Here is a 25,344-nt window from a genome sequence, read left to right as displayed (position 1 = left end):
AAATTGATTATGAGCGACAATGGAACGATTGAAAAAGAAGAGATTTTTTCCAAGGTCTTAAGAGCCGGAAGACGCACCTATTTCTTTGATGTTAGAGCAACTAAGGCAAACGATTATTACCTGACGATTACAGAGAGTAAAAAATTCACCAATGAAGACGGGTCTTTCCACTATAAAAAGCACAAGATCTACCTTTACAAAGAAGATTTTGCCGGTTTTAATGAGATCCTTCAGGAGATGACAGATTTTATTCTTGAGGAAAAAGGCGAGGAAGTGATCAGTGAGCGTCATCAAAAGAACTTCAAAAAAGAATATGAGGATGAAGATGAGCAAAAGAAGACAGAAACTACCGCCGCTCCATCTGCCGCAGCTTTTACAGATATAAGTTTCGAAGATATATAATTGAAAAATACTCCAAGAAAAACCGTCCCGGACAAAATCTGGGACGGTTTTTTTTATATTGGGGTGCCAAAAAAGCGATTTATGAGAACAATTATTTTTGCCCTTTTTCTTTTTCTTAATTTCAACCTGCTGGCCCAGGAAGAGCTTGATCTCTCTTATTACCTGACGCAGGACGTAAGTTATAATTCTAAAATTCCCAAACCACAGGATATCCTGGGCTATGTTCCCGGAGAGTGGCACGCGAGCCACGACCAGATCCTAAATTATATGCGTGCCTTAGCTGAAGCTTCTCCGAGGATAACTCTTGAGAACCGTGGCCGCACCTTTGAAGGCAGGCCGCTTATCTTGCTCACCATTACTTCGGAAGAAAATCACCAAAACCTGGAGGAAATACGAAGGCAACATGTTGCTCTTACTGAACCAGGTTCAGAAGATCTCAATACTTCTGAAATGCCTATAGTTGTAAATCAGGGCTTCTCTATCCATGGAAATGAGGCCAGTGGTGCTAATGCTGCTATTCTTGCCGCTTACTACCTCGCAGCTGCGGAAGGACCTGAAATTAAAGAGTTGCTGAACAATGCCGTGATCCTGTTTGATCCTGTTTTCAATCCCGATGGTTTACAACGTTTTGCTTATTGGGCCAACACAAATAAGAGCGAGAATATCAATCCCGATCCGCAGGATCGCGAGTACAGCGAAATTTGGCCCGGGGGTCGAACCAATCATTACTGGTTTGATATGAACAGGGACTGGCTACCCGTGCAGCTTCCCGAAAGCCGTGCAAGGATCAGGACCTTTCACAACTGGTATCCAAACATCCTTACAGATCACCACGAAATGGGCTCTAACTCTTCTTTTTTCTTTCAGCCGGGGATTCCTTCCAGAACGCACCCGCTTACGCCAGACCTTAATCAGGAACTTACAAAAGAAATTGGCACCTATCACGCCGCAGCCTTTGATGATATTGGTTCACTTTATTATACCGAAGAGAACTACGATGATTTTTATTACGGAAAAGGTTCTACTTTCCCCGATATACAGGGAAGTATAGGAATTCTTTTTGAGCAGGGGAGTTCCCGCGGACATGCGCAGGAAACCGACAATGGAGTACTTACTTTTCCATTTACCATCCGCAACCAGTTTACGGCGGCGCTGTCCACTTTGGAGGCTGCTAAAGAAATGCGTGTAAGACTGCTGAATTATCAGCGGAATTTCTATCAAAGCGCCCGGAGAGAAGCCGAAAAAGGCGCCTATGTTTTCGGAAACAGTAAAGATGCATCTTCAGCATATCATCTTGCCGAGATCCTGAAGCGTCACCAGGTAGAGATCCATGAACTGCAGGAGGAATTCAGCCAGAACGGAGATACCTTTAAACCGGGAAGTAGCTATGTGATTCCAAAAAAGCAAAAACACCAACGGCTTTTAAAGGCTATGTTCGAACGAAGAACAGAATTCCAGGACAGCTTATTCTATGATATTTCGGCATGGTCATTTCCGCTCGCTTTCAACCTCGATTTTACAGAAGAAGCAAAAATGAATATTGCCGGACAACAGATCGACAGTCTTACAAGGCCATCGATAGATCTTCCGGAAAAGAGCGAATACGCTTATTTGATGGAGTGGCATGCCTATGAAGCACCCAAGGCTCTTAATATGATCCTCAACAAAGGCCTTAGAGCAAAAGTGGCCATGCAGCCTTTCAATGCCGGTAATAAAAGATATGACTACGGAACCATTCTCATTCCCACACAAAACCAAAGAATGACTTCCCAGGAGATCTTTGATTTTTTAAAAGAAGTTTCGCAAGGTGCCAATGTGCAGATCTCCGCTGCTGACACGGGACTCACAGGTGGCGTCAACCTTGGAAGTAATCAGTTTAGAGCTGTAGAACCTCAAAAGGTTGCTCTTTTGGTAGGAGACGGCATTACCTCATATGATGCGGGAGAGATATGGCACCTGTTCGATCAACGCTACGATATGAAGATCACCAAACTAGATCTGTCTAATTTTTCCAGAGCCGATCTTAGTCGATATACAGATATAATCCTCTCTAATTCCTGGAGCAGCGCCCTTGGAAAAGATGAGGCAGAAAAACTTAAAGAGTGGGTTCGCCGAGGTGGAACTTTGATAGGTTATAAAAACGCTGCGAACTGGTTTGACCGGAATGAATTTATGGATCTCGAATTCAAAGAAAATGAAGTGCAGGCAAAAAATGTCACTTTTGAACAACGAAGAGACTTTAGAGGTGCACAGGGAATTGGAGGTGCGATCTTCGAAGCAAGACAGGATCGCTCCCACCCTATTAACTTTGGATATAAAGATGACAAGATCGCGCTCTTTAGAGACACTACGCTCTTCGTAGAAGCTGATTCGACTTCTTATAAAAATCCTTTAAAATATACAGAAGAACCATTGCTAAGTGGATATATAAGTGAAGAAAATCTGGAGTTACTTCCGGGAACTGTGCCGTTCAAGCATAATAGCATAGGAAGCGGAAATGTGATCCTGTTTACCGACAACACAAATTTCAGAGCGTTCTGGTACGGCACCAATAAGCTGTTGATGAATGCTATATTCTTTGGGGACGAAATGTAGGGTAGATTTGAGATTTTAGATATGAGATTTTAGATCTTGTATTCATTAAAAAAAGGAGTTCCAAAAATGCCATTTTTGGAACCCCTTTTTTTTTGGCTAAAGCCCTTTTTTATCGTTTCTGTCCCTCCGGAGGAAGCCGGAGGCAATTCTTGGATTTCAATCCAATTAAATTGATCATCAATTGCCGGCGGCTTCAGCCACCGGATTCCAGAATTGCACATCTCAGGGCTTTAGCCCAATTCTCGCAGATTAGCAGCAGTCACTACTACAACTCAGGCTCTTGGATTTTGCATTTTCAAAGGCTTCCTTTCCTTCTTTCCATGCATACCACGCGATCCCAAGACTACCCAGTGCATCAACATAAGGAATTTGCCACAGCTCATAAAGTACACTTGAAGCCAGTAGAATAAATGATAAATAAAAGCAGGTTTTAGTGCATTTAGCATCTGAAATGATAGGCTGACTATCCAGCTTCTTCCCTACTTTGATCTTCTCCCGGTACAAGAAGTACATGGTGAGAATTGACAGAACAGCAATAATGATTCCTGCCAGAGTGGTTTCGGGCTCAGACCTGTTGATTACAGCGAGAACAGCTCCCACTACCAGTCCCGCAGTCAAGATATAGAGAGCGGTGCCGGTAATTTTGAGGGCTGTAATTTCAAAAGAATCCCTTTCTACTACAGGGTGCTTTTTCATCCTGTAGATCATATGTGCGATTCCTACTCCGGAAAGCACTTCCACGAAGCTGTCCAGGCCAAATCCAAATAGTGCTAAAGTTTCATCACTGGCTCCAAAAAAGGTAGAAACTACTCCCTCGATCAGGTTATATCCTATAGTAATATAACTCAGCATGAGGGCATAGTGAAGTCTCTTCTTATATTTTTGGTTCTCCATAACTGTAAAGTTAGAAGTACGGGTTTAGAAGGACTAATAAATACAACAAAATTATAAGTTACAGTAGATCCTTGAACTTGAAACAAGTTCAGGGTTGAAGGTGAAAATTTTTAAAGAATGAACTTCAGAAGAAATTTTCCAAATTTTTGGCTAAAGCCTATAATCAGACTGAAATGAATCCTTGTATCAGTGTAAAAGCGGTTCCAAAAAAGTCATTTTTGGAACCCCTTTCTTTGGGCTAAAGCCCTATTTCTTTTCTTTCTATCCCTCCGGCTGAAGCCGGAGGCAATTCAAGAATTTCAATCCAATTAAATTGATCATCAATTGCCGATGGCTTCAGCCATCGGTTTTCAAGTTTTCACATTCTAGGGCTTTAGCCCAATCATTTATACCACGCCCCTCTCTTGATAATTTTCAAGGAGGCAAACCTATTACAAATTGATCTTTATCCCTCCATTGATCACAAATCCGTCAACCGGTGCATAGATGTCCCGGAATTGAGGATTGGAAATGGATCCCGTGTAAATACTGTCAAAGCGGGTTTGGCGGGTGTCGGTGAAATTCTCGAAATTGAGGAAAAGAGAGAAATTCTCCCATTTCTTTTCGGTCATCAATCCAAAGATCCAGTAATCCTGCCCCGTCATGCCATCTTCCAGTTTCTGTTCCCCGAAGTAATAACCCTCCAGCCCTATCACCAGCTTTTCATGAATTTCATAGACCAGAACATTATTCAGCCTGTGTTGAGCAACCAGTGGTGCTTCATAGGTTTCTCCGAAGTAATGCTGATTCACATCTGCTAAGGTATAACCGGTAAAAAGCTTGAAGTTTCCGTAGCTAAACCTAAGATTCGTTTCCATTCCCCGGGTGTCCAGGTAGCCGTTGGGCTGCCTATAAACATAGTGCTCATTAAAGGCATCGGAAACTCCAGGTGTTAAAATGATAGGATCATTAACTCGGGTATAGAAAAACAGCGTATTAAGGCTGAAATCGATCACTTCAAAAAGTTTTGTTCGGTAGTTTATATCGAAATTCGCACCAACAGATCTTTCGGCTTGGGTTTCAGAAACATCAATAGGCATAACATTTCTAAACTGAATTCTCTCGGCATCTTCAGTAAAAACAGTGGGCGTCTTATAACCTAATCCGCCGCCGAGCCTTGCTGTCCAGGCATCTGAAAATTCTACCATGGCCGAAAGTCGTGGCAGTACGAACCAGCCGTATTCGTTCTGATAATCTGTACGCAATCCACTTTCAAGGCTAAACATATTTGAGATCCTCCAGTTATTCTGAAGAAAAGCGCCATAGGTGATGTGGTTGTAATCCACTACTTCAGGAGTTTCAAGAGGATCCTGGGTGAATTTATCAGAAACTATATTCAGTCCTGCTACCCACTCCAGGTCCATATCTCCAAAATTATATGCGATCTCACTAAAAGAGGCCAGCTGGTTTCCCGAAAATGTAAAGTCGGGGATATCTATCTTCCGCTCAAAAAAGCTAAAGCTGTTCTTCACCGTAAGGGAATTGCCGTTCTCGAAGAGCTGCGTATAACCGGCACGGGTGGTGATCCTTTCGGTGTCATTCCTTTCGAAATAAGGATCGGTAACATCCTCACCTTCCAAAAATGCGATATTTCCACCTGTTCTTTCCTCGATTACAGTATTTACACCAAGCTCCAGGGTAGCATCTTCGGAAGGATAGTAAAACACCCTGGGATTTACAGTAATACGATTTACTTCAGGAATAGCAGTTAGCCCAATATCTGCAGGATCATAAGGATCACTGTAGTTATACGAAGCGAAAAGCGTGGTTCCGAATTTTCCAAATCTATCGGAATAGAATCCGCTGACATCAAGGCCGAGCGCCGATGTTCCATTCAGCAGAAAATTCAGCTCCCGCTCCTCACCCGGAGTTTTGGAAACGAGATTTACGAGTCCGGCGATCGCGCCACCTCCATACAAGGTTGAAGACGCTCCTTTCACCACCTCTACCTGCTGAAGGTCAAGAGGAACAATTTGCAGCAGACTCAATCCCCCGGAAAAACCGGAATACAACGGGTAACCATCTTTAAGCAACTGCGTGTATTTCCCGTCCAGCCCCTGGATTCTAATACTGGAGTTATAAGAAGTAGCCGAAGTTTGTTGGGTTTGGATTCCGGTAGTTTCATTCAGGAGCATACGAATATCACCGGGTTTCATATTCCCTTTTTCGCCCAGTTCTTCGCCCGAGATCACCTCAACGCGCGTAGGAAGATCTGCAATGGTGCGGCGGGAGCGGGTGGCCGAGATGATCACCTCCTCCATATGCTCTCCTTCTGGCGCGAGTTCGACCAAGATAAATTTCTCTTCAGCTAAAGGAAATTCCAGATTGATTTCCTGTGTAGTAAAGCCAACATAGCTTACAAGGATGATTTGTATTCCGTCGGGAATATTAGTCAGGGTGATTACCCCTTCCTGGTTTGCAGTGGCACCAATGGTAGTGCCTTGAACTGAGGCATTGGCTCCATAAAGAGGTTGATTGGTTTCGGCGTCTATTACCTTTATTTTCAGCACATCCTGTGCGTTTGCTGCCAGGCCACAGAAGAAAAGGGCCAGCAACAAAAGAATTTTGTATTTCATTTTATGAATTTGAAAGTTGGAAAAAATAGCTTTGGGAAATTTCCCGATGGAGTTGATCAGCTATTTTTTGGGGGCTGCCAAATGCGATAGGTGAATTCTGAGATGATCTTTATTTCAATTTCCGCAGGTTTTGACGAAATAACAGGTTCCAAAAATGACATTTTTGAGACCTCTTCCTGAAAAACAACGGCATTACAGGTACCACAGCTCAGGAAAGGCGAACATAGTTCGGTGCTGTGAGATTCCTTTTCCTGCTCCTGAGAGAAAACGTCACCGCCGCAGTCATCTGCACAACACGGAATTCCGTTCAGGACTAAAATCAGAAGCGCTATGAGAACAGCTGAAATTTTCACAATCCAAATTTAAAAAACTGGATTGGAATTAGCCTACCCTCAGGCCGTTTTCCACTTTAAAATCGGGATTAAGAAGGACAATATCATTATCAGGACCAACTGCGCCCAGCACCAGACATTCGCTCATGAAGTTGGCGATTTGTTTCTTGGGAAAGTTGACCACTGCGATTATTTGCCTATCCAAAAGGTCTTCTTTAGAATAACGCCTGGTGATCTGGGCAGAGGATTTGAGAATCCCGATCTCAGGTCCGAAATCAATTGTAAGTTGAAAAGCGGGATTACGGGCTTCAGGAAAATCTGCAACTTCGGTTATAGTACCTACCCGCATTTCTACTTTTTCAAAGTCTTGCCAGTTGATCAATTTTTCCATTGGTTGAAGGTTGAATTAATACCTTCCAAAAATAGCATTTTTGAGCAGCAATATTAGTTCTGTACCCCGGGGTTCGCGCAAAGGCCGCAAAGACTTCCGCAGAGAACGCAGAAACCTCTTGTAATTTCTCACCTTTTCTACTCAAAAAAATTTCTCACAAAGGACACGAAGTAAAAAAAGAAGATCACAGAGAGATTTAGGAAAATATTGGAGATCGCCGGAACACTTTTTCGTTTTACCCCACCCCTAAAGGGAGCCGAAAAAGTTTCAGAAGTTTTGGACTTCTAACTTCGCACTTCTAAAATCTAACTTTGCTTATCCAAACACCTTCTTGATCACCCATGCCGGGCCGATCAACAGAAACTGAATATCCTTTAAAAATGAAGGTTTCTTTCCTTCTAATTTATGTCCGTAGAACTGCCCGATCCACGCCACCGCAAAAATGATTAGAGAGACCAGCCAAAGAGGGGCAAAAAGGGAGATAATGTAGTTTCCGGCTATGCAGAGAGCGGCAAAGATGAGGATCTTTATACCCATTGAAACTGAAAGGCGCATGTAGAACAGTAAGACCAGGATCAAAGCTACTACCGCCCAATTTTCCAGAAAGGGAATGTACATTGGAAAAATTCGCGTGAGCGGACCCGGAGGAATACTCATTAAAAGCCCAACTATAGAAAAGAAGATGGCCGGTACACATATATAGTGTATTAGCTGATTCGTTTTGTTCTGGTGACTTACAGCATATTCAGAAAACCATTGATCGAGAGTGCGCATATGAAGTTATACTTGTTGAACCAAGATAGCAAATCTGATAATATTCCGTAGGAAATTTGTATTTTCAGGACTTCATTGAATCTGAATAAAATGGCTGAAACTGCTTCAAATACGCTTCCGCTTGGATCGCACATAATTGATTTCGAATTACCAGATGCCGTAACGGCAAACCTTCATTCCCTTGTCGATGTGCAGGGAGAAAGAGGTACCGTGATCATGTTCCTGTGCAATCACTGTCCCTACGTGAAGCACGTGGTGGATGAGATCGTGCGGGTGGCGAATGATTATCGCGTGCTGGGCTTCGGCTTTGTGGCCATAAGCAGTAATGACGTGGAGCAGTATCCAGAGGATCACCCCGATCTCATGTGGAAGTTTGCCCGAAAACACAACTTCACTTTTCCCTATCTCTACGACCGCACCCAGGAAGTAGCACGGAGCTACCGTGCAGAATGCACGCCCGATTTCTACCTTTTTGACGGGGAAGAAAAGCTGGTTTACCACGGACAACTGGACAGCTCGCGTCCCGGAAACGGACATTCCATCAACGGCAGGGAATTACGCGAAGCACTTGACGCGCTCCTTGGCAGCCGGCCTGTTCCCGGTCCTCAAAGACCAAGTGTGGGATGCAGTATAAAGTGGAAATACACTCCTAAGGACTGAGGTTTAAGGTTTAAGGTTTCAGGTTTAAGGTTTAAGGTTTCAGGTTTAAGGTTTAAGGTTTAAGGTTTAAGGTTTAAGGTTTAAGGTTTAAGGTTTAAGGTTTAAGGTTTAAGGTTTAAGGTTTAAGGTTTAAGGTTTAAGAAAATTGGTAATTGATCTTTGGCAATTGCTAATTGCATAAACATTAACTCAGTTTTAACTGCAGGCGTTTATCCCGAAAACTTTATTCAGTAAATTTAAGATCCTTTATTCACTTAAAAATCAGTTGCAATATGAGCACTTTAAGACTTGGAGACAAAGCCCCTAATTTTGACGCAGAAACTTCGGAAGGAAAGATCAATTTTTACGATTTTCTCGGTGACAGCTGGGGAATTCTGTTTTCCCACCCTGCAGATTACACCCCGGTCTGCACCACAGAATTAGGTGCAGCTGCCAAATACAAAGATGAATTTAAAAAGCGGAATGTGAAGGTGATGGCGCTTAGTGTAGACGGTGTGGAGTCCCATAAAAACTGGATCAAAGATATTAACGAAACACAGAACACTACTGTCAATTTTCCAATTATAGCCGATGAAGATCGCAAGGTGGCCGATCTTTACGACATGATCCATCCTAATGCGGATGATACTCTTACCGTTCGTTCAGTATACGTCATTGCACCCGATAAGACAATTAAGTTGATGATCACTTACCCGGCCAGCACCGGAAGGAATTTTGAGGAACTTTTAAGGGTGATCGATTCCCTGCAGCTTACAGCCTATAAAAAAGTAGCGACTCCCGCCAACTGGAAATCTGGAGAGGATGTGGTAATAAGTCCGTCGGTAAGTAATGAAGAAGCAGATAAGTTATTTCCTAAAGGATACAAAGAGGTTAAGTCTTATTTGAGAATGACGCCGCAACCGGATTAACAAGGAATAAGGTCTAAGGATTAAGGAGTAATGGTTAATGGTAATGGTTAATGGTAATGGTTAATGGTTAATGGTTAATGGTTAATGGTTAATGGTTAATGGTTAATGGTTAATGGTTAAAAATAAAAAACCTCAGCTTCCTTATGTAAACTGAGGTTTCTATATTTCCAAAAAGAAAAATTTATTTCACCTTTACAAGCTCTACATCAAAGATTAGAGTAGCGTTTGGAGGGATCACTCCACCGGCACCGCGGGAGCCGTAAGCAAGATTGGAAGGAATCACGAATCTCGCCTGATCTCCTTCTTTCAATAACTGAATTCCTTCATCCCAGCCTTCAATGACATGACCTTTTCCTAAAGGAAACTCTATTGGCTGTTTTCTTTTATAGGACGAGTCGAAAACCGTACCGTCAGGTAACATTCCTTTATAGTGAACTGAAACTGTTTTTCCTTTTTCAGCTTTTTTGCCGCTTCCTTCGGCGATCATCTTATAGCGAAGTCCGCTGCTGGTTTTCTCGAAACCTTGAGCTAGTTCACCTAAAAGTTCTTCCTGCTGCTTTTTGGCTGCAGCTTCTCTTTCAGCTTTTGCCCCGTTGAACTGACGGAAAGATTCTACCGCATTGTAGTTCTTAGCAGATTCTCCCTCCCTGATGATCTCCACCTTATCAATAGTATCACCTTGTTTAATAGCGTTTACAACATCCTGTCCCTCCACTACATGACCAAAAACGGTATGTTTACCGTCTAACCAGGGAGTTTCAACATGAGTAATAAAGAACTGGCTACCGTTAGTTCCGGGACCTGCATTGGCCATAGAAAGAACTCCGGGACGATCGTGTTTAAGATCGGGATGGATCTCATCTTCGAACTGATAACCCGGGCCGCCTACTCCTGTTCCTTTTGGATCACCTCCCTGTACCATAAAGTCCGGGATCACACGGTGAAATTTGAGTCCGTCATAATAAGGTTGTCCCTGTGGCTTTGCCTCGTTCTCCAGGTTTCCTTCTGCAAGTCCTACGAAGTTCCCCACTGTACCGGGAGTTTTTTCATGTTCCAGTTTTATGGTAATGTCGCCTCTTGTTGTGCTGAGTTTTGCGTATAATCCGTCGTTCATGTCGTGGTTTTAAGTTAAAAAGGCAAAGATAAAGAAATGAATAAGGTTTAAGGTTTATTGAATAATGAAAAGAAGGAGAATTAGGAGAATGTTAAGGAAATTCCTTGTCATTTCGACGGTAGGAGGAATCTCTTCCTGCACGAGCAATTCTTCGCTCCGTAAAAAAAACTTCGCTCTGAATGACAAAAGAATTCCCATTGTCATTCCGACGGTAGGAGGAATCTCTTTGGAATACAAGAGATTCTTCGCTCCGCAAAGGCTGCGCTCTGAATGACAAAAAAATTTTCATTGTCATTCCGACGGCAGGAGGAATTTCTTTACTCATCCGAGATTGTGCGCTCTGAATGACAGAAGAATTCTCATTGTCAGTCCGACGGTAGGAGGAATTTCTTTACTCATCCGAGATTCTTCGCTCCGCAAAAAAAGCTCCGCTCTGAATGACAAACATATTCCTTATCCTTCCGACGGAAGGAGGAATCTCTATTCATTCTATCTCATTATTTAAGAATCTCCACTGAGGATTGAATTTGTTAATCATCAGGTTCTTTTTGTCTCTACTCCAACCTTTTATCTGCTTTTCCCTTTGAATAGCAATATCTATATCCTGAAAGTGTTCAAAGTATATTAAATAAAAACATCTGTAGCGAGTAGTGAAGTGCTTGCTCAAAGCATCTGGATGGGTGTGATAATACAGTCGCTCTTTTAAATCATTTGTGACTCCAGTATAAAGAACTGTCTTATTCTTATTTGTCAGAATGTAAACATAGTAGTTATGCGTTCCAAGAGTCTTCATATTCAAATTTAAAAAAACTACAGATTCTTCGCTCCTCAAAAAAGCTCCGCTCTGAATGACAAAAGAATTCGCATTGTCATTCCGACGGCAGGAGGAATCTCTTCCAGCATGAGAGATTCTTCGCTTCGCAAAAAAGCTGCGCTCTGAATGACAAAAGAATGCGCATTGTCATTCCGACGGTAGGAGGAATTTCTTTACTCATCCGAGATTCTTCGCTCCGTAAAAAAACTTCGCTCTGAATGACAAAAGATTTCCCATTGTCATTCCGACGGCAGGAGGAATCTCTTTAGGGTACAAAAGATTCTTCGCTCCGCAAAAAAGCTTCGCTCTGAATGACAGAAGAATTCCCATTGTCATTCCGACGATAGGAGGAATCTCTTCCTGCACGAGAGATTCTTCGCTTCGCTACCGCTCGTTCTGAATGACAGTAGAAAGAAAAAACCGGAACTTCCGTCCCGGCTAATAACCCTTAATCACTAAATCTTAATCCTTAATTGGCTACTTCGCTAATGAATTTGATCCTGTATAATCTCAATTCTTCTTCGTCGTAATCGCCATCAAATTCTTCAAGAGCTTCTTCGATCTTGTCGGTTTGGGCATCCAGGAAATATTCGTGCATCTCTTCCTGTTGATCTTCATCCAGGATCTCGTCGATCCAGTAGTTGATGTTCAGCTTTGTACCACTGTAAACAATGGCTTCCATTTCTTTAATGAAATCTGTCATTTCCATGCCTTTTGCAGCGGCAATATCATCAAGCGGAAGTTTCCTATCTACGTTCTGAATAATGTATAATTTGAGTCCGCTATTCGCACCTGTAGTTTTTACCACCAGATCATCGGGACGGGTAATGTCATTTTCCTCTACATAGCGGGCAATAAGATCAACGAATTTCTTGCTATAGGATTTGGATTTCTTTCCTTCCCCTACTCCGTGAATATTACCCAATTCTTCAAGAGAAACAGGATACTTTAAAGCCATATCCTCAAGAGATGGATCCTGAAATATCAAATGCGTAGCCAGACCGATTTCTTTGGCGATCTTCTTTCGCAGATCCTTTAGCATTTTGAGAAGGGTCTCATCTGTTCCGCCACCAGATTTTGAAGCGGTAACAATGCCATCATTGCCTCCTACTTCATAGATATGGTCTTCGGTCATCATGAAGGAACCGGGGCTCTTCAGGAATTGATCACCTTTTTCGGTAAGTTTTACAACTCCGTAAGTTTCAATATCCTTCCGTAGAAATCCGGCGACTAACACCTGCCGAAGTAGTGCCATCCAGTACTTAGGATCTTTACCGGCACCTTTTCCGAAGAGCTCGTGTTCATCTGTACGATGGGATTTTATCACTGCATTGGATTTCCCCACGAGCGTATTGACTACTTCCTTTGATTTATAAAGCTGCTTTGTCTCCTTAACAGTACGCAACAATAATTCTACCTCGTCCTTTGCCTCATGTTTCTTCTTGGGATTTCGAACGTTGTCATCCATATCGGCACCTTCGCCTGTTTTTTCATCAAAGTCTTCCCCGAAGTAATGAAGAATAAATTTTCTCCTTGAAACAGAGGTTTCAGCAAAAGCCACCACCTCCTGAAGTAATGCCTGACCTATCTCCTGCTCTGCCACAGGCTTCCCGCTCATGAATTTTTCGAGCTTCTCAATATCTTTATAGGAATAGAATGCAAGGCAATGGCCTTCACCGCCATCTCTCCCGGCACGTCCTGTTTCCTGATAATAACTCTCTATACTTTTTGGAATATCATGGTGGATCACAAAGCGAACATCTGGCTTATCTATTCCCATTCCGAAGGCAATGGTAGCAACTACCACGTCAACTTCTTCCATAAGGAACATGTCCTGATGCCTCGAACGGGTTTTTGCATCAAGGCCCGCATGATATGGAACTGCAGAAATTCCATTCACCTGCAGGGTTTGTGCAAGCTCCTCTACCCTTTTGCGGCTAAGGCAATAAATGATCCCCGATTTCCCTTGATTCTGCTTAATGAACCTTATGATATCGGCATCTACATTCTTGGTTTTGGGACGTATCTCGTAGTAAAGGTTTGGCCTGTTAAAAGAAGCCTTAAAAGTACGGGCATCTGTAATCGCCAGGTTCTTTAAAATGTCTTCCTGCACCTTGGGCGTAGCCGTCGCCGTTAGACCTATTATAGGAATGTCTTCACCAATTCGCTTAACGATATGGCGGAGATTTCTATACTCCGGCCGGAAGTCATGGCCCCACTCACTGATACAATGAGCTTCATCAATGGCCAAAAAGGAGATCTTTACGCTGCGTAAAAACTCGACATTCTCTTCTTTAGTAAGAGATTCGGGGGCAACGTAAAGCAATTTAGTAACCCCGTTGGTGATATCCTCCTTCACCTGCTTCACTTCAGTCTTGTTGAGACTCGAATTGAGAACGTGAGCGATCCCATTTTCTGAAGAAATTCCGCGGATAGCGTCCACCTGATTTTTCATTAATGCGATCAAAGGAGAAACAACAATTGCTGTTCCATCTTTGATGAGCGCCGGTAATTGATAACAGAGGGATTTTCCACCTCCCGTGGGCATCACCACGAAGGTGTTATGGTCATTAACTATACTCTTTATTACCTCTTCCTGGAGGCCCTTAAACTGGCTAAAACCAAAGTATTTCTTAAGCTGTTCGTGTAAATTGATTTCCTGCGAAGTCATTCAATTGTGTTACAATTTTACATACATTTGCACAAAATAAAGATACGTTTTTCTTTACTTCATACAATTTCTAACTCTACAAATTTGACACCTCACGAAAAAATACTCTCTGTTGCCAGAGAAACCATTTTAACTGAAGCCAAAGCTATAGAACACCTGGAGCAATTATTGGACCAAAGTTTTGCTGAAGCCGTGCAGGCAGTGTACAAATCAAAAGGTAGAGTGATCATTACAGGAATAGGAAAAAGTGCTGTGATCGCAACTAAGATCGTGGCTACTCTTAATTCCACCGGCACACCGGCAGTATTCATGCATGCCGCCGATGCTATTCACGGTGACCTGGGTACCATCTTAAAAGATGATGTAGTAATATGTATCTCTAAAAGCGGAAATACTCCGGAAATCAAGGTCCTGGTTCCATTGATCAAGAATTTCGGAAATACTTTGATCGCAATCACCGGAAGCACAGATTCTTTCCTGGGAAAACACGCCGATTACGTCCTGAATTCCTACGTAGAAAAGGAAGCTTGCCCAAACAATCTTGCGCCAACTACCAGTACTACGGCACAACTTGTCATTGGTGATGCTTTGGCTGTATGCTTACTGGAGCTTCGCGGCTTTTCGAGTCAGGATTTTGCGAAGTATCATCCCGGAGGAGCATTGGGTAAAAAATTATACTTAAGAGTTAGTGATATTGCCGACCAAAATCAAAAACCGGAAGTTACTCCTGATGCCCCGATCCCTCAGGTGATCATCGAGATCTCCGAAAAAATGCTGGGAGTAACCGCAGTATCAGACAATGGCAGGATTCTCGGAATTGTTACTGACGGGGATATAAGACGTATGCTTCAAAAGAGCATCGACATCTCGGGATTGACGGCAAAAGATATTATGAGCAGCAATCCAAGAACTATAGAGTTTGATGCTATGGCTGTAGATGCACTTGATGTGCTGGAAGAAAATAAGATCTCTCAGCTACTCGCTGTTAAGGAGGGAAAATATTACGGCGTAGTTCATTTGCACAACCTAATACGAGAAGGAATAATTTAGGATGGCGAAAGTAGAAAAGACTGCCGATGAAATGTCATTTTTGGATCACCTGGAGGAGCTGCGCTGGCACCTCATTAGGGCCACACTCGCTGTAGTTCTTGCAGGCACAGCAGCATTTCTGGCTAAAGGCTTCATTTTTGACACCTTACTCTTTGGACCTACAAGTGCCGATTTTTTCACTTATGATATTCTTTGCAGGCTGTCTAATTTTGTTGGACTGGAAGGCGGATTCTGCTTTGAAGATATGCCCTTTACCATTCAATCCAGAACTATGGGCGGGCAGTTCTCGGCTCACGTCTGGACTTCGATCACAGCAGGTTTTATTATAGCTTTTCCATATATTATTTATGAATTCTGGAAATTCATTTCCCCTGCCATGTACGCGAATGAAAGGAATACAGCCAGAGGTTTTATATTTATTTCCTCCCTATTATTCTTTATGGGAGTACTTTTCGGATATTATCTTGTTACTCCCCTATCAATCAATTTCCTCGGAAAATATCAGGTAAGTGAGGTAGTTCTTAATGAATTCGACATTGGCAGTTATATCAGCCTGGTGCGCTCCTCTGTAATAGCCTGCGGACTCATTTTTGAGCTCCCTATAATCATATATTTCCTGACAAAAATCGGGTTGGTAACTCCTCAATTTCTTCGGAAGTACCGCAAATTTGCTTTGGTGATCGTATTGATCCTTTCAGCGATCATTACTCCTCCCGATATTTTGAGTCAGATCATTGTTGCTATTCCCGTACTTGTACTATATGAAGTCAGTATAATAATTGCCCGTATCGTTACGCGAAATGAAGAAAGAAAACTAAGAAAACAAAAGCTATGAAAAACCAGGTAGAAGAATTTAATGAGTACCGCCAGAAGATGAACGACAAGATCCTTGGCGACAATAATAAAATCATAAAGAGAATTTTTAACCTCGATACTAACGCTTTCGCACCCGGAGCCCTTGATGTAAAAACAAAGGAATTGCTGGGACTTGTAGCATCGACTGTTTTACGCTGTGACGACTGTGTTAAATACCATCTTGAAACCAGCTATAAAGAAGGTCTTTCTAAAGAAGAAGTTATGGAAGCTTTAAGTATTGCCACATTAGTGGGTGGAACTATTGTGATCCCCCATTTGAGGAGAGCTTATGAGTTTTGGGAGGCATTGGAAGCCCCCCAACCCCCGACGGGGGAGTAATTGCTTAGCAATTGTTACCTTTATAAAAATTGCACGGTAATTGCTAATCTCAATACTCACATCTAACATCTCATATCTATAAATGAAGTTATACGCCGAAAGTCTTGTAAAGTCCTATAAAGGAAGGGAAGTGGTTAAGGGAATTTCCCTGGAAGTGAACCAGGGGGAGATCGTGGGGCTTTTAGGTCCTAACGGTGCCGGGAAGACTACTTCCTTCTACATGATCGTAGGATTGATCAAGCCAAACGGCGGAAGGATCTTTCTTGACAGGGAGAATATCACAAAATTTCCTATGTACAAACGAGCTCAGTACGGGATAGGATATCTTGCGCAGGAAGCCTCCGTTTTCCGGAAGCTCAGTATCGAAGATAACATCATGAGTGTGCTTGAACTCACTGACCTCTCCAAAAAGGAGCGGAAGATGAAGATGGAATCTCTTATAGACGAGTTTGGTCTTGGGCATATTCGCAAGAACCGTGGAGACCTTTTGAGCGGTGGAGAACGTCGGCGTACAGAGATTGCCCGTGCTCTGGCTACAGATCCGCATTTCATTCTTCTGGATGAACCATTTGCGGGAGTTGACCCCGTAGCCGTGGAAGATATTCAGCGGATCGTGGCTCAGCTGAAGAACAAAAATATTGGTATTCTTATTACCGATCACAACGTACAGGAAACACTGGCGATTACCGATCGCACCTATCTCATGTTCGAAGGCCGTATTCTAAAAGCAGGTATTCCTGAAGAACTTGCTGAAGATGAAATGGTGAGAAAGGTGTATCTGGGGCAGAACTTCGAGTTGAGAAAGAAGAAGATCTTTCAATAGGCCTGCGGCCGGTTCAAAATTCTGAGTTCAAGATTCAAGGTTAGTTTACCTTCGGCACGGATTATAAATCCGCGCCATCTTTGGACTTGTCATCTCAAAAGAACTTCCTGAACGGCAGTGAAGGAAACGCAGAGAGATCTCATGAACAAAAGTTGCAATATTATTTCTCCTCTGTCACATCAATAAGAATAAGATCCACCCCCCCACACTTTATACTAAGAACACTTCCAACCCTAAGACCAGTCCCGTAGGGACAATATACCGGTAAAAACAATAACCCTTGTGATAAAAAGTCCCGTAGGGACGACTTATAGGCATTAGATCTCGGCACGGATTGCAAATCCGCACCATCCAGTAATTCAAACTACCGGGCTCAAGATTGAAAATTCATTTTGTATTTCTTTCCGTGCCATCAATTTTTACCATCCCCTCCCTCGGAGGGGTGCCCGTAGGGTGGGGTGGGGAATGATGGCTAAATTCTTCGCTCCGCAAAAGCTTTGATCTGATTGGCATTGGCTTGTTCCTGGCCCCGGATTACCAATCCGCGCCGACCTCCTGTTAGAATTTGGAGCTTGATTATTGGTGCTCAATTTAATGCCTCTCAATCACCGTCTCATCATTTCCTTTGTTCGTGATCATTGAGACGATCACATAACTAAGAATAATCAGCGGAATAGCTGCGAATTGCAGGAAGATCAGGAGAACTATACAGAAGATCAGGAACAGGTACCGGACTTTATTCTCAGCAAATCCCCAGGTACTGAATTTTAGCGCGAACAGTGGAATTTCCGCATTCAGCATATAGCAGCTAAATAAAGTTAGTGCAGCAAGAAACCAGGGATTTAAAATAATATCTATTAAAACAGGCTGTGGCTGAAAAATCAGGATGAGCGGCAGACTCAGGATCAAAAGAGCATTTGCCGGAGTTGGTAGACCGATGAACGAATCGGTTTGACGTTCATCTATGTTGAATTTGGCCAGCCTAAAAGCTGAACCCAGAGTTATAAAAAGTCCGAGTAAAGCCAGGACGGGAAAATCCCACTCAAAAAAATCTCCCCCTGTTGTCCAGTCGGTTGCTCCCGAAGCTGTCCCCGGAAGTGCCTTTTTGAAGAGCTGAAACATCACTATTCCCGGCACCACTCCGCTGGTGACCATATCGGCCAGGGAATCAAGTTGGAGTCCCAACTCCGACTTCACATCAAGCATTCGTGCAGCAAGTCCGTCAAAAAAGTCAAAAAAGATACCTAGCGCCACAAAGATCGCAGCCATTACAAGGTTTCCCTCTACAGCAAATATGACCCCGATGCTTCCGCTAAGAAGGTTAAGGAGGGTAATGATATTTGGAACATGCTTTGCAAAGCTCATAAAGGTCGGTTTTGTGTAAAAATAGCAAAAAAAGACCGCTGCGCTGCAAGAACCTGGAATCAAGAATCAAGACTTTTTTCTGTTCTCGACAAGGTTATAAATCCGCGGTAGCTATCCGGTGCGTTCATAATTCATCAATATGCATTGTTTATTGATAATTGCTAATTGTTTAAATTTGTCTTCTACACCCAAATATGAAACACTTCCTATACGCTTTACTCTCAGGGATCTTACTGGCGCTCGCATGGCCGACATATGGATTTCCAATATTGCTTTTCTTTGCCTTTGTGCCTTTGCTTTACGCTGAGTATAACATCAGGATGAAGCAGGCTCACAACCGCAAATGGAAGATCCTGGGCCTCTCCTACCTCAGCTTTTTTATCTGGAATTTGGTCACCACCTACTGGCTCTACTTCTCCACGCCCTTTGGAGGGATCTTTGCCATAACAGTGAACTCGCTGCTCATGTCTCTGGTATTCCTGCTGTTTCATATAGTGGCAAAAAGGGTGAATTTTAAAGCCTCTTCCTCTTTTCTCATTTCTATATGGATAGCTTTTGAGTATCTACACCTCAACTGGGAATTCTCCTGGCCGTGGCTAAACCTCGGAAACGGCTTTTCTGAATTTCCACACTGGATACAGTGGTATGAATTCACCGGAACCTTTGGAGGAACACTATGGGTTCTATTGACGAATATAGCACTCCTGAAGATGCTTCTGCTTTACAAGGAGCACAAAGTAAAGGCAATTCTATACCGCGGAATTATAAAAAGCGGACTGCTCATTTTGGTTCCCATCGGGATCTCTTATGTGATCCTGTGGAACTATGAAGAAAGTAAAGAAACTTTGGAGGCAGTTGTTTTACAGCCGAATATCAATCCATATACAGAAAAATATTTCACTTCAGATAGAAGAATAGGTGAACTCCTTACAGATCTAGCTGAAAAGAATATTACTCCGGAAACAAAGATCGTCATAGCGCCTGAAACCGTTTTTGCTTACGGTACAGTGCTTAGCCGTTTTAAAGAATCTGAAGCCAACTTTTTTACGAGTCAATTTGTGAATGAGCATCCAAAAATGTCATTTTTGAGTGGTATCTCCATGTACGACCGTTTTAGTGATCCGGGGAAAGTAAGGGGGCAAAGTAATCAGCTGGGGCCTAACGACTGGTATGATGATTACAATTCGGCTTTTATAATCTCTGCTAATGATTCAGTGCATTTCTATCATAAATCGAAACTGGTAGTAGGCGTTGAGAATTTTCCTTATCAGGAAGTGCTACGGCCTCTTTTGGGCAATGTCATGATTGACCTGGGAGGTACAGTTGCAATGAAAACAACTCAGGAGGAAAGAGCAGCCTTTGAGATAACTTCTTCCGAAGAAGTGGGGCCGATTATTTGCTATGAATCGGTCTATGGCGACTTCGTAACAGGCTATGTAAACGAAGGCGCAGATTTTCTTGCCATTATTACAAACGATGCCTGGTGGGGAAACACACAGGGACATAAGCAGCACCTTAGTTACGCCCGCTTACGTGCTATTGAAAACCGACGCTCCATTGCCCGCAGTGCCAATACCGGTATCTCTGCTTTTATTAATGAAAAAGGTGAGATCACTTCCACTCTGGGGTATGAAGAACAGGGAGCGCTTCTTGGAGAGGTAACCTTAAATGATCGTGTCACCTTTTATACCCGTTTTGGAGATTATATCGCCAGAGTGTCGCTTTTCCTTGCGCTGTTCATCTTCTTGTTTGCAATGGTACCATGGAAAAGGAGCAGAAGGTGAAATTAGTATTCAGGTGTCAGTAGCAGTTGGCAGTTGAATGAGAGACAAGAGCCAAGACTCTTTTATGTCATCGCGAAGTGTAAATCCGCACGGATAATGGATAATGTCATCTCGACAGAGCTTCCTGAACGGAAGAGGAGGAAGCGACGAGAGATCTAATAAGGTTATGTACTAAAGTTGGGGCAGATCTCTTAATCGCAGATAAAGCTTCTTTGAAACAGCGATTCAAAATTTTAAGTCTGAAAACCGGCCACTGATCACTAAACACTAACTGCTTACTCTTTACCTGCACACTGCCTACTGGAACTACTGTCCTCTAAAGAAAATGACTGTACTCAAAGTCTTAGTAAGAATGGTAATATCCAAAAAGATATTACGGTGCTTAATGTAATAAAGATCGTACTGAAGTTTTTCAAGACTGTCGGCGTGGCTGTTGGCATAATCGGTCATTACTTGTGCCCATCCCGTGAGTCCGGGTTTGACGAAGTGGCGGGTATCATAAAAGGGAATAAGATCAGACAATTCTTTGACAAAGACCGGCCTTTCGGGACGCGGACCAATGAGACTCATTTCTCCCTTCAGAATGTTCCAAAACTGCGGAAATTCATCCAATCGGGAACGCCGCAGAAATTTTCCGAAGCGGGTGATACGCACATCATTTTTGGTGGCCCATACAGCACCATTAGGTTCGGCGTCACATCGCATGGTGCGAAACTTCAGGATGGTAAAGGACCTTCCGTTCTTGCCAACTCTTTCCTGCCGGTAAAAAAGGCAACCTTTATTGGCGACCATATTTCCGAAGTAAACCAGGATCAATAGAAAGGAACCAACTGCAAGTCCGATAACAGATATTAAAACATCGGCAAGCCGGTGAAAAAAAAGATATAATTTGTTGTCATTACTTTTACTGAGAGGAAAAAACTGGTAAAAATTCCGCTCAATATGCTGCACAGGGATCCTGCTGGTCTTGTCTTCGTAGACTTCATTAAAATCCTTGACGGGAAAGCCTTTTTTGAGCAGATTAAGAACTTCCGAATAAAGACCTTCCGCAGTGGTAGAAGTGACATTGGAGATTAGTATCTCATCAATAGCATGTTTGCGAATGGTATCTTCCAGTCTTTCCGAAGAAAATTCCCTGAGACCAACAGAATCAGCCGACAAGAGTCCTCCTGTCCCAGGATTGACATAGCCCACAATATTATAATTAGGATCTGACCGCTGCACGTGAGAAGCGACAAGCTCCACCTCCACGGGCTCTCCAATGATCAATACCCGACGCAGAAATTTGGGTGAGGATATAAGTGCAATGTAGGAAAACCTCCACAGTAACAGTGTAAAGAGGATCGTAAGGAAAAAGTACAGTATCTCTACGCGATCATTGGGAAGAACAGGAGTGACTACCGGGGTCATTAGGAAAAACAGTACAACGACCGAACTTGAGAGCACAACGTTTTGAAGTACCCTGTAATAATTTCCGGCCTTCTGAAGATCATAAAGTTCAAAGATCCCATTAAAGACACTAATGTAAATAGCCAGCACTATACCCCAATGCCAGGAGGCACTGTCAATCTCAAAATAATCAAGCCGAAAGAGAATACTCACCACATAAAGTGAAAACAGCACCCACACAACATCAAAAATGCGCAGAAAAACCTTTCTTTCAGAGATCTCAAAATGTAGGTTAGCTTTACGGGGCATGTAAAAACTTTTATGGCGTAAAGATAAGGAAGACTTTACAGCAGAATATCCGTTGCCTCTAAGTTTTTCAAGAAGTTCTGTTTCCGCCATCCAAAAGTTTTTATTCATTCAGGTCCTTAGCAGGATCCGGTTAAAAAGGTACATGGGGGCTCTTACAGGCAGTTAAAGTAGTAATTATATGCTTACTACAAAATAAATTTTTGCCTGAAATTGGGGATTTTTGTCGCGAATTCACGAATTGTTCCTCTATCCTCAGATCTGACTACACATGCTTTTGTCTCGCTAAGGCATCCTCTAAAGCCTCCAAACCTCCCGATAAAGATCGGGACAAGCTCTGAAGAGGGGGCGGGTATTCTTGTGGCTTCGCCCTCGTCACGGATTGCAAATCCGCGCCAGCGGAAGGGATTCAAAATTCAACATTTAGGAATTAAAATTTCTCGTGTTTTTCTTTAAGTGCTGACAATCTTTCCCTCCCCTCCTGCGGAGGGGTGCCCGAAGGGCGGGGTGGGAATGGAACTGTTATAAAACCAAAAGCCAACCCTCCTCCGCTATAGCTTCCGTGGGCAAGCGACCATCAGTTTTTTCTCAATTCTCAATACTAACTACGCAATACTTCCCTCCAGCTCCTCTTAACCACTTCCCAATCAAAAGCCTCTACTTTCTTCCTTGCGGCCCGAGTTCTTACCAAAGACCGTTCAGGATCCTGAAGAACATTTTTTACTGCTGCGGCCATCCGCTCAGGATCATTAGGAGGAACGAGAATTCCATCTATGTCGGCTGAAATGAGGTAAGGGAGTCCACCGACATTGGTGGAGATTACAGGAAGACCTAAGGCCATAGCTTCGATCACACTCACGGGAGTGTTGTCGATATTTGTTGTGTTCAGGAAGATGTCGTAATAAGCGGCAAGAGCTGTCCATTCTTCTTTGGATAAGCGGCCGGGAAAACGAACCGGCAGTCGGTGCAGCTTGGCGTAACGGATGCATTCTTTCCAGGAGTCATCTTTAGCGGGACCGACCATGCTGAGTTCAGCATTGGGATAGTCGGGCAGCAGTAGCTCCAACACCTTCATTGCCTGCAGCGGATTGTAAATTTCAGCAAAAGCCCGCACCCAAAAAAGTTTTGGACGGAGTACAGGTCGTTCCTGAAATCTATAATCCTCCAAGTTAATGCTGTTAGGAATATACCGCACGTTTGTAAATCCTGCCTGCTGAAAAATGGTTTTGATGTATAAAGATGGAGCTACATTTAGAAAGGCTTTCTTAAATAGCTTTTTTGAGGCCTTGGGAGAGCGTGCAAGTCGGTCGGGAAGTTCTCCCCCATGAAGAATAGGTATATATTTTATCTTTAGCTGTTGACAAAGCCGGGCTACAGCGTAAGCATACCAGAAGTTCTGGGTGCTGTAAGTATCAATTAAAACGTAATCGGCGGTTTTTCTGTTCCTGTACACCAGCCAAAGCATATCTGTTAGACGGAAAAGCTTGTTCTTTTTTGCTGATGCAGTTTTTACTTCAAAGCCTTCTTCGCGGAGTAGTGGTGCTAAAGTGTCAATGGAGGTGGGAGTTCCTCCTCTACTGGTAAGTCGATTTCCTATGTAGATTAGAGTCTTCAGGATGGTCGGTTGTCGGTTGACGGTTGTCGGTTGTCGGTTGTCGGTTGTCGGTTGTCGGTTGTCGGTTGTCGGTTTGCAACTTCGCTCCGCTCAGTTTTACAACTCACAACTCACAACTGCTAATTAACTTTTCCAATTCTTCTCCACATACTGAATAAAAGAGAAGATTTTACCACCTAAAAGTCCATATTTTTCTTTTAGGGGTTTAATTTCTGAAATCTCGTAAAGTTCATCAATCATTTCCAGCTGAGACAGGCACTCCAGTACGGAGGCATGACTGTAGGTTAAGAATTTGATGAAATCTTGCTTATAAATTCTTCTACCATACCCCTCAACTATATTATCCTTTACACTTTTTGAAGATCTCCTTACCTGACTCCCCTGCTCGTAAAGCTCAAACTTCGGTAACTTTAAAGATGCTTTATGAACTTCAATAGCATAAGCGAATGCCAGGGTATAAATATTGAGATCTTTGTAGCTTTTCATATCTTTTGGTTGTCAATTATCAGTTGTCGGTTTTCAGTTTTAGAAACCTTTAACTAAATTTACGAAAACTGAGCAAAGCGAAGTTTTTCAACTGAGAACTCACAACTGAGAACTCACAACTCTCCATTAAGGACTTCGATCCATTGTTCTTTAACTATATCCCAATCAAACCTCCTAACCTTCTCATAAGCCGCTTGTGCTATGTACTGACACTTTTCAGGACTCTTAAGCAGGTCTTCTATGGCAGTGACCATCGCTGGAACATCATTTTGAGGTACGAGAATGCCGTCTTTGGCGTTGTCAATGAGGTAAGGCATACCGCCGACATCTGTAGAGATCACGGGAAGGCCAAGGGCCATGGCTTCAATAACACTGATTGGCGTGTTATCAACATCTGTAGAATTGATGAAGAAATCATAGTCTACCGATAAAGCTGCCCAATCTTTCTTTTTCATCTTTCCGGGAAAATCAACAGGTAGATGTCGCTGCACTGCATAATCTACACATTTTGCCAAAGAACCGTCCTTCTCCGGACCAACCATACATAATTTAGCTTTGGGATGCTTGTGGTAGATCTGCTCGAAAACCTTTATCGCCATCAACGGATTATATCGCTCCTGGAACCGACGGACCCACAGAAAATTGGGCTTAAATGTCTTCCTTTCCTTAAAAGGATAATTCTCCAGGGTAATGGAATTCGGAATGATCCGGGAGTTGGTAAATCCGTGATTTATAAAGATGTCATATAAAAAATGTGAGGGGGCCACATTAATTCGGGCATTGCCGAAAAGTGATTTTGTAAGATTGGGGGTTTTATCTAAACGTTCTTTTAAGTTTCCGCCGTGTAAGATTGGAATGTAAGGCAGTTTTAACTGCTGACAAAGCTTCCCTATGCTGTAAGCATAGTAAAAATTCTGGGCACCATAGGTATCTATTAGTACCACATCGGTTTCCTTGCGGTTGCTCCAAATGAGAGAAAGCATTTCCACCAGGCGAAGCGCCTTGTTGTCTTTAGCAGAGGCCGTCTTCACCCAATACCCCTCCTGCTTTAATACCTCACTGAAAAAAGAAATATAGGTAGCGGTAAAGGTGGGATTGGAAAGATTGTTACCTATATAAAGAATTCTTTTTTTCATCAACTATATATAACAGCGCCAGACCT

At 42.9% G+C, this 25,344-nt stretch carries 22 protein-coding genes; 9 read left to right on the top strand and 13 right to left on the bottom strand.

From position 1 onward, the window contains the following. Window positions 1-9 precede the first annotated feature (9 nt). Together ACXYMT_RS06890 and ACXYMT_RS06885 are read left to right on the top strand one after the other, a co-directional pair. Window positions 10-402, top strand: coding sequence for a PUR family DNA/RNA-binding protein (locus ACXYMT_RS06890; RefSeq protein WP_459058348.1), 393 nt, complete (start codon window positions 10-12; stop codon window positions 400-402). Between the two features lie 81 nt (window positions 403-483). Further along, the gene (locus ACXYMT_RS06885; protein ID WP_459058347.1) at window positions 484-2,997 is read left to right on the top strand and encodes a M14 family zinc carboxypeptidase; all 2,514 of its coding nucleotides are present in this window, start codon (window positions 484-486) and stop codon (window positions 2,995-2,997) included. Window positions 2,998-3,246: 249 nt separating this feature from the next. Here the strand turns inward: ACXYMT_RS06885 and ACXYMT_RS06880 are convergent, their stop codons facing one another. The 5 genes from ACXYMT_RS06880 to ACXYMT_RS06860 form a co-directional block, all read right to left on the bottom strand. After that, a complete protein-coding gene (locus ACXYMT_RS06880) occupies window positions 3,247-3,891 on the bottom strand; it encodes a cation transporter (RefSeq protein WP_459058346.1) in 645 nt (214 codons plus the stop codon). A 431-nt stretch (window positions 3,892-4,322) separates the two neighbouring features. Continuing rightward, on the bottom strand, window positions 4,323-6,506 hold the full coding sequence (locus ACXYMT_RS06875; protein WP_459058345.1) for a TonB-dependent receptor: 2,184 nt from the start codon (window positions 6,504-6,506) through the stop codon (window positions 4,323-4,325). 56 nt (window positions 6,507-6,562) lie between these two features. Then, window positions 6,563-6,859, bottom strand: coding sequence for a hypothetical protein (locus ACXYMT_RS06870; protein WP_459058344.1), 297 nt, complete (start codon window positions 6,857-6,859; stop codon window positions 6,563-6,565). 28 nt (window positions 6,860-6,887) lie between these two features. After that, a complete protein-coding gene (locus tag ACXYMT_RS06865) occupies window positions 6,888-7,229 on the bottom strand; it encodes a tRNA-binding protein (protein WP_459058343.1) in 342 nt (113 codons plus the stop codon). Between the two features lie 315 nt (window positions 7,230-7,544). After that, window positions 7,545-8,003, bottom strand: a complete 459-nt coding sequence (locus ACXYMT_RS06860) for an Mpo1 family 2-hydroxy fatty acid dioxygenase (protein ID WP_459058342.1) — start codon at window positions 8,001-8,003, stop codon at window positions 7,545-7,547. Window positions 8,004-8,093: 90 nt separating this feature from the next. On the opposite strand from ACXYMT_RS06860, the gene ACXYMT_RS06855 reads away from it, so the two are divergent. After that, the gene (locus ACXYMT_RS06855; protein WP_459058341.1) at window positions 8,094-8,663 is read left to right on the top strand and encodes a thioredoxin family protein; all 570 of its coding nucleotides are present in this window, start codon (window positions 8,094-8,096) and stop codon (window positions 8,661-8,663) included. Window positions 8,664-8,935: 272 nt separating this feature from the next. After that, on the top strand, window positions 8,936-9,571 hold the full coding sequence (locus tag ACXYMT_RS06850) for a peroxiredoxin (RefSeq protein ID WP_459058340.1): 636 nt from the start codon (window positions 8,936-8,938) through the stop codon (window positions 9,569-9,571). A 181-nt stretch (window positions 9,572-9,752) separates the two neighbouring features. Here the strand turns inward: ACXYMT_RS06850 and ACXYMT_RS06845 are convergent, their stop codons facing one another. From ACXYMT_RS06845 to ACXYMT_RS06835, 3 genes are all read right to left on the bottom strand, one after another. Further along, window positions 9,753-10,685 (bottom strand): peptidylprolyl isomerase, encoded by a 933-nt coding sequence (locus ACXYMT_RS06845; RefSeq protein WP_459058339.1) that lies wholly within the window; start codon window positions 10,683-10,685, stop codon window positions 9,753-9,755. Between the two features lie 484 nt (window positions 10,686-11,169). After that, window positions 11,170-11,478, bottom strand: a complete 309-nt coding sequence (locus tag ACXYMT_RS06840) for a GIY-YIG nuclease family protein (protein WP_459058338.1) — start codon at window positions 11,476-11,478, stop codon at window positions 11,170-11,172. Window positions 11,479-11,968: 490 nt separating this feature from the next. After that, window positions 11,969-14,170: a RecQ family ATP-dependent DNA helicase gene (locus tag ACXYMT_RS06835; protein WP_459058337.1), complete on the bottom strand. Its 2,202-nt coding sequence runs from the start codon at window positions 14,168-14,170 to the stop codon at window positions 11,969-11,971. Between the two features lie 84 nt (window positions 14,171-14,254). Between ACXYMT_RS06835 and ACXYMT_RS06830 the strand changes: the two genes are divergently transcribed. From ACXYMT_RS06830 to lptB, 4 genes are all read left to right on the top strand, one after another. Continuing rightward, window positions 14,255-15,220: a KpsF/GutQ family sugar-phosphate isomerase gene (locus ACXYMT_RS06830; protein WP_459058336.1), complete on the top strand. Its 966-nt coding sequence runs from the start codon at window positions 14,255-14,257 to the stop codon at window positions 15,218-15,220. 1 nt (window position 15,221) lies between these two features. Further along, window positions 15,222-16,055, top strand: a complete 834-nt coding sequence (gene tatC / locus ACXYMT_RS06825; protein WP_459058335.1) for a twin-arginine translocase subunit TatC — start codon at window positions 15,222-15,224, stop codon at window positions 16,053-16,055. Next, window positions 16,052-16,414: a carboxymuconolactone decarboxylase family protein gene (locus ACXYMT_RS06820; RefSeq protein WP_459058334.1), complete on the top strand. Its 363-nt coding sequence runs from the start codon at window positions 16,052-16,054 to the stop codon at window positions 16,412-16,414. The genes tatC and ACXYMT_RS06820 overlap by 4 nt, the downstream gene beginning before the upstream one ends. An 82-nt stretch (window positions 16,415-16,496) precedes the next feature. After that, window positions 16,497-17,237 carry an LPS export ABC transporter ATP-binding protein gene (lptB, locus tag ACXYMT_RS06815; protein WP_459058333.1) on the top strand — a complete coding sequence of 247 codons (741 nt, stop codon included), beginning with the start codon at window positions 16,497-16,499 and terminating at the stop codon, window positions 17,235-17,237. Between the two features lie 591 nt (window positions 17,238-17,828). On the opposite strand, the gene ACXYMT_RS06810 is transcribed toward lptB, so the two are convergent. Continuing rightward, the gene (locus ACXYMT_RS06810; protein WP_459058332.1) at window positions 17,829-18,602 is read right to left on the bottom strand and encodes a CDP-alcohol phosphatidyltransferase family protein; all 774 of its coding nucleotides are present in this window, start codon (window positions 18,600-18,602) and stop codon (window positions 17,829-17,831) included. Window positions 18,603-18,796: 194 nt separating this feature from the next. Here ACXYMT_RS06810 and lnt point away from each other — a divergent pair, with 194 nt between their 5' ends. Beyond that, window positions 18,797-20,386, top strand: a complete 1,590-nt coding sequence (lnt, locus tag ACXYMT_RS06805; protein ID WP_459058331.1) for an apolipoprotein N-acyltransferase — start codon at window positions 18,797-18,799, stop codon at window positions 20,384-20,386. Between the two features lie 306 nt (window positions 20,387-20,692). Here lnt and ACXYMT_RS06800 read toward each other — a convergent pair whose 3' ends face one another. From ACXYMT_RS06800 to ACXYMT_RS06785, 4 genes are all read right to left on the bottom strand, one after another. Further along, the gene (locus ACXYMT_RS06800) at window positions 20,693-22,174 is read right to left on the bottom strand and encodes an exopolysaccharide biosynthesis polyprenyl glycosylphosphotransferase (protein WP_459058330.1); all 1,482 of its coding nucleotides are present in this window, start codon (window positions 22,172-22,174) and stop codon (window positions 20,693-20,695) included. A gap of 508 nt (window positions 22,175-22,682) precedes the next feature. Further along, window positions 22,683-23,546, bottom strand: coding sequence for a glycosyltransferase family 4 protein (locus ACXYMT_RS06795; protein ID WP_459058329.1), 864 nt, complete (start codon window positions 23,544-23,546; stop codon window positions 22,683-22,685). A 273-nt stretch (window positions 23,547-23,819) separates the two neighbouring features. Then, window positions 23,820-24,182: a four helix bundle protein gene (locus ACXYMT_RS06790; protein WP_459058328.1), complete on the bottom strand. Its 363-nt coding sequence runs from the start codon at window positions 24,180-24,182 to the stop codon at window positions 23,820-23,822. A 113-nt stretch (window positions 24,183-24,295) separates the two neighbouring features. Further along, a complete protein-coding gene (locus ACXYMT_RS06785; RefSeq protein WP_459058327.1) occupies window positions 24,296-25,318 on the bottom strand; it encodes a glycosyltransferase family 4 protein in 1,023 nt (340 codons plus the stop codon). Window positions 25,319-25,344: the final 26 nt, after the last annotated feature.

This window comes from Salinimicrobium sp. CAU 1759, from assembly GCF_054482715.1.
The sequence above is the reverse complement of the archived record's forward strand: the minus strand, read 5'-3'. Positions and strand labels throughout refer to the sequence as shown.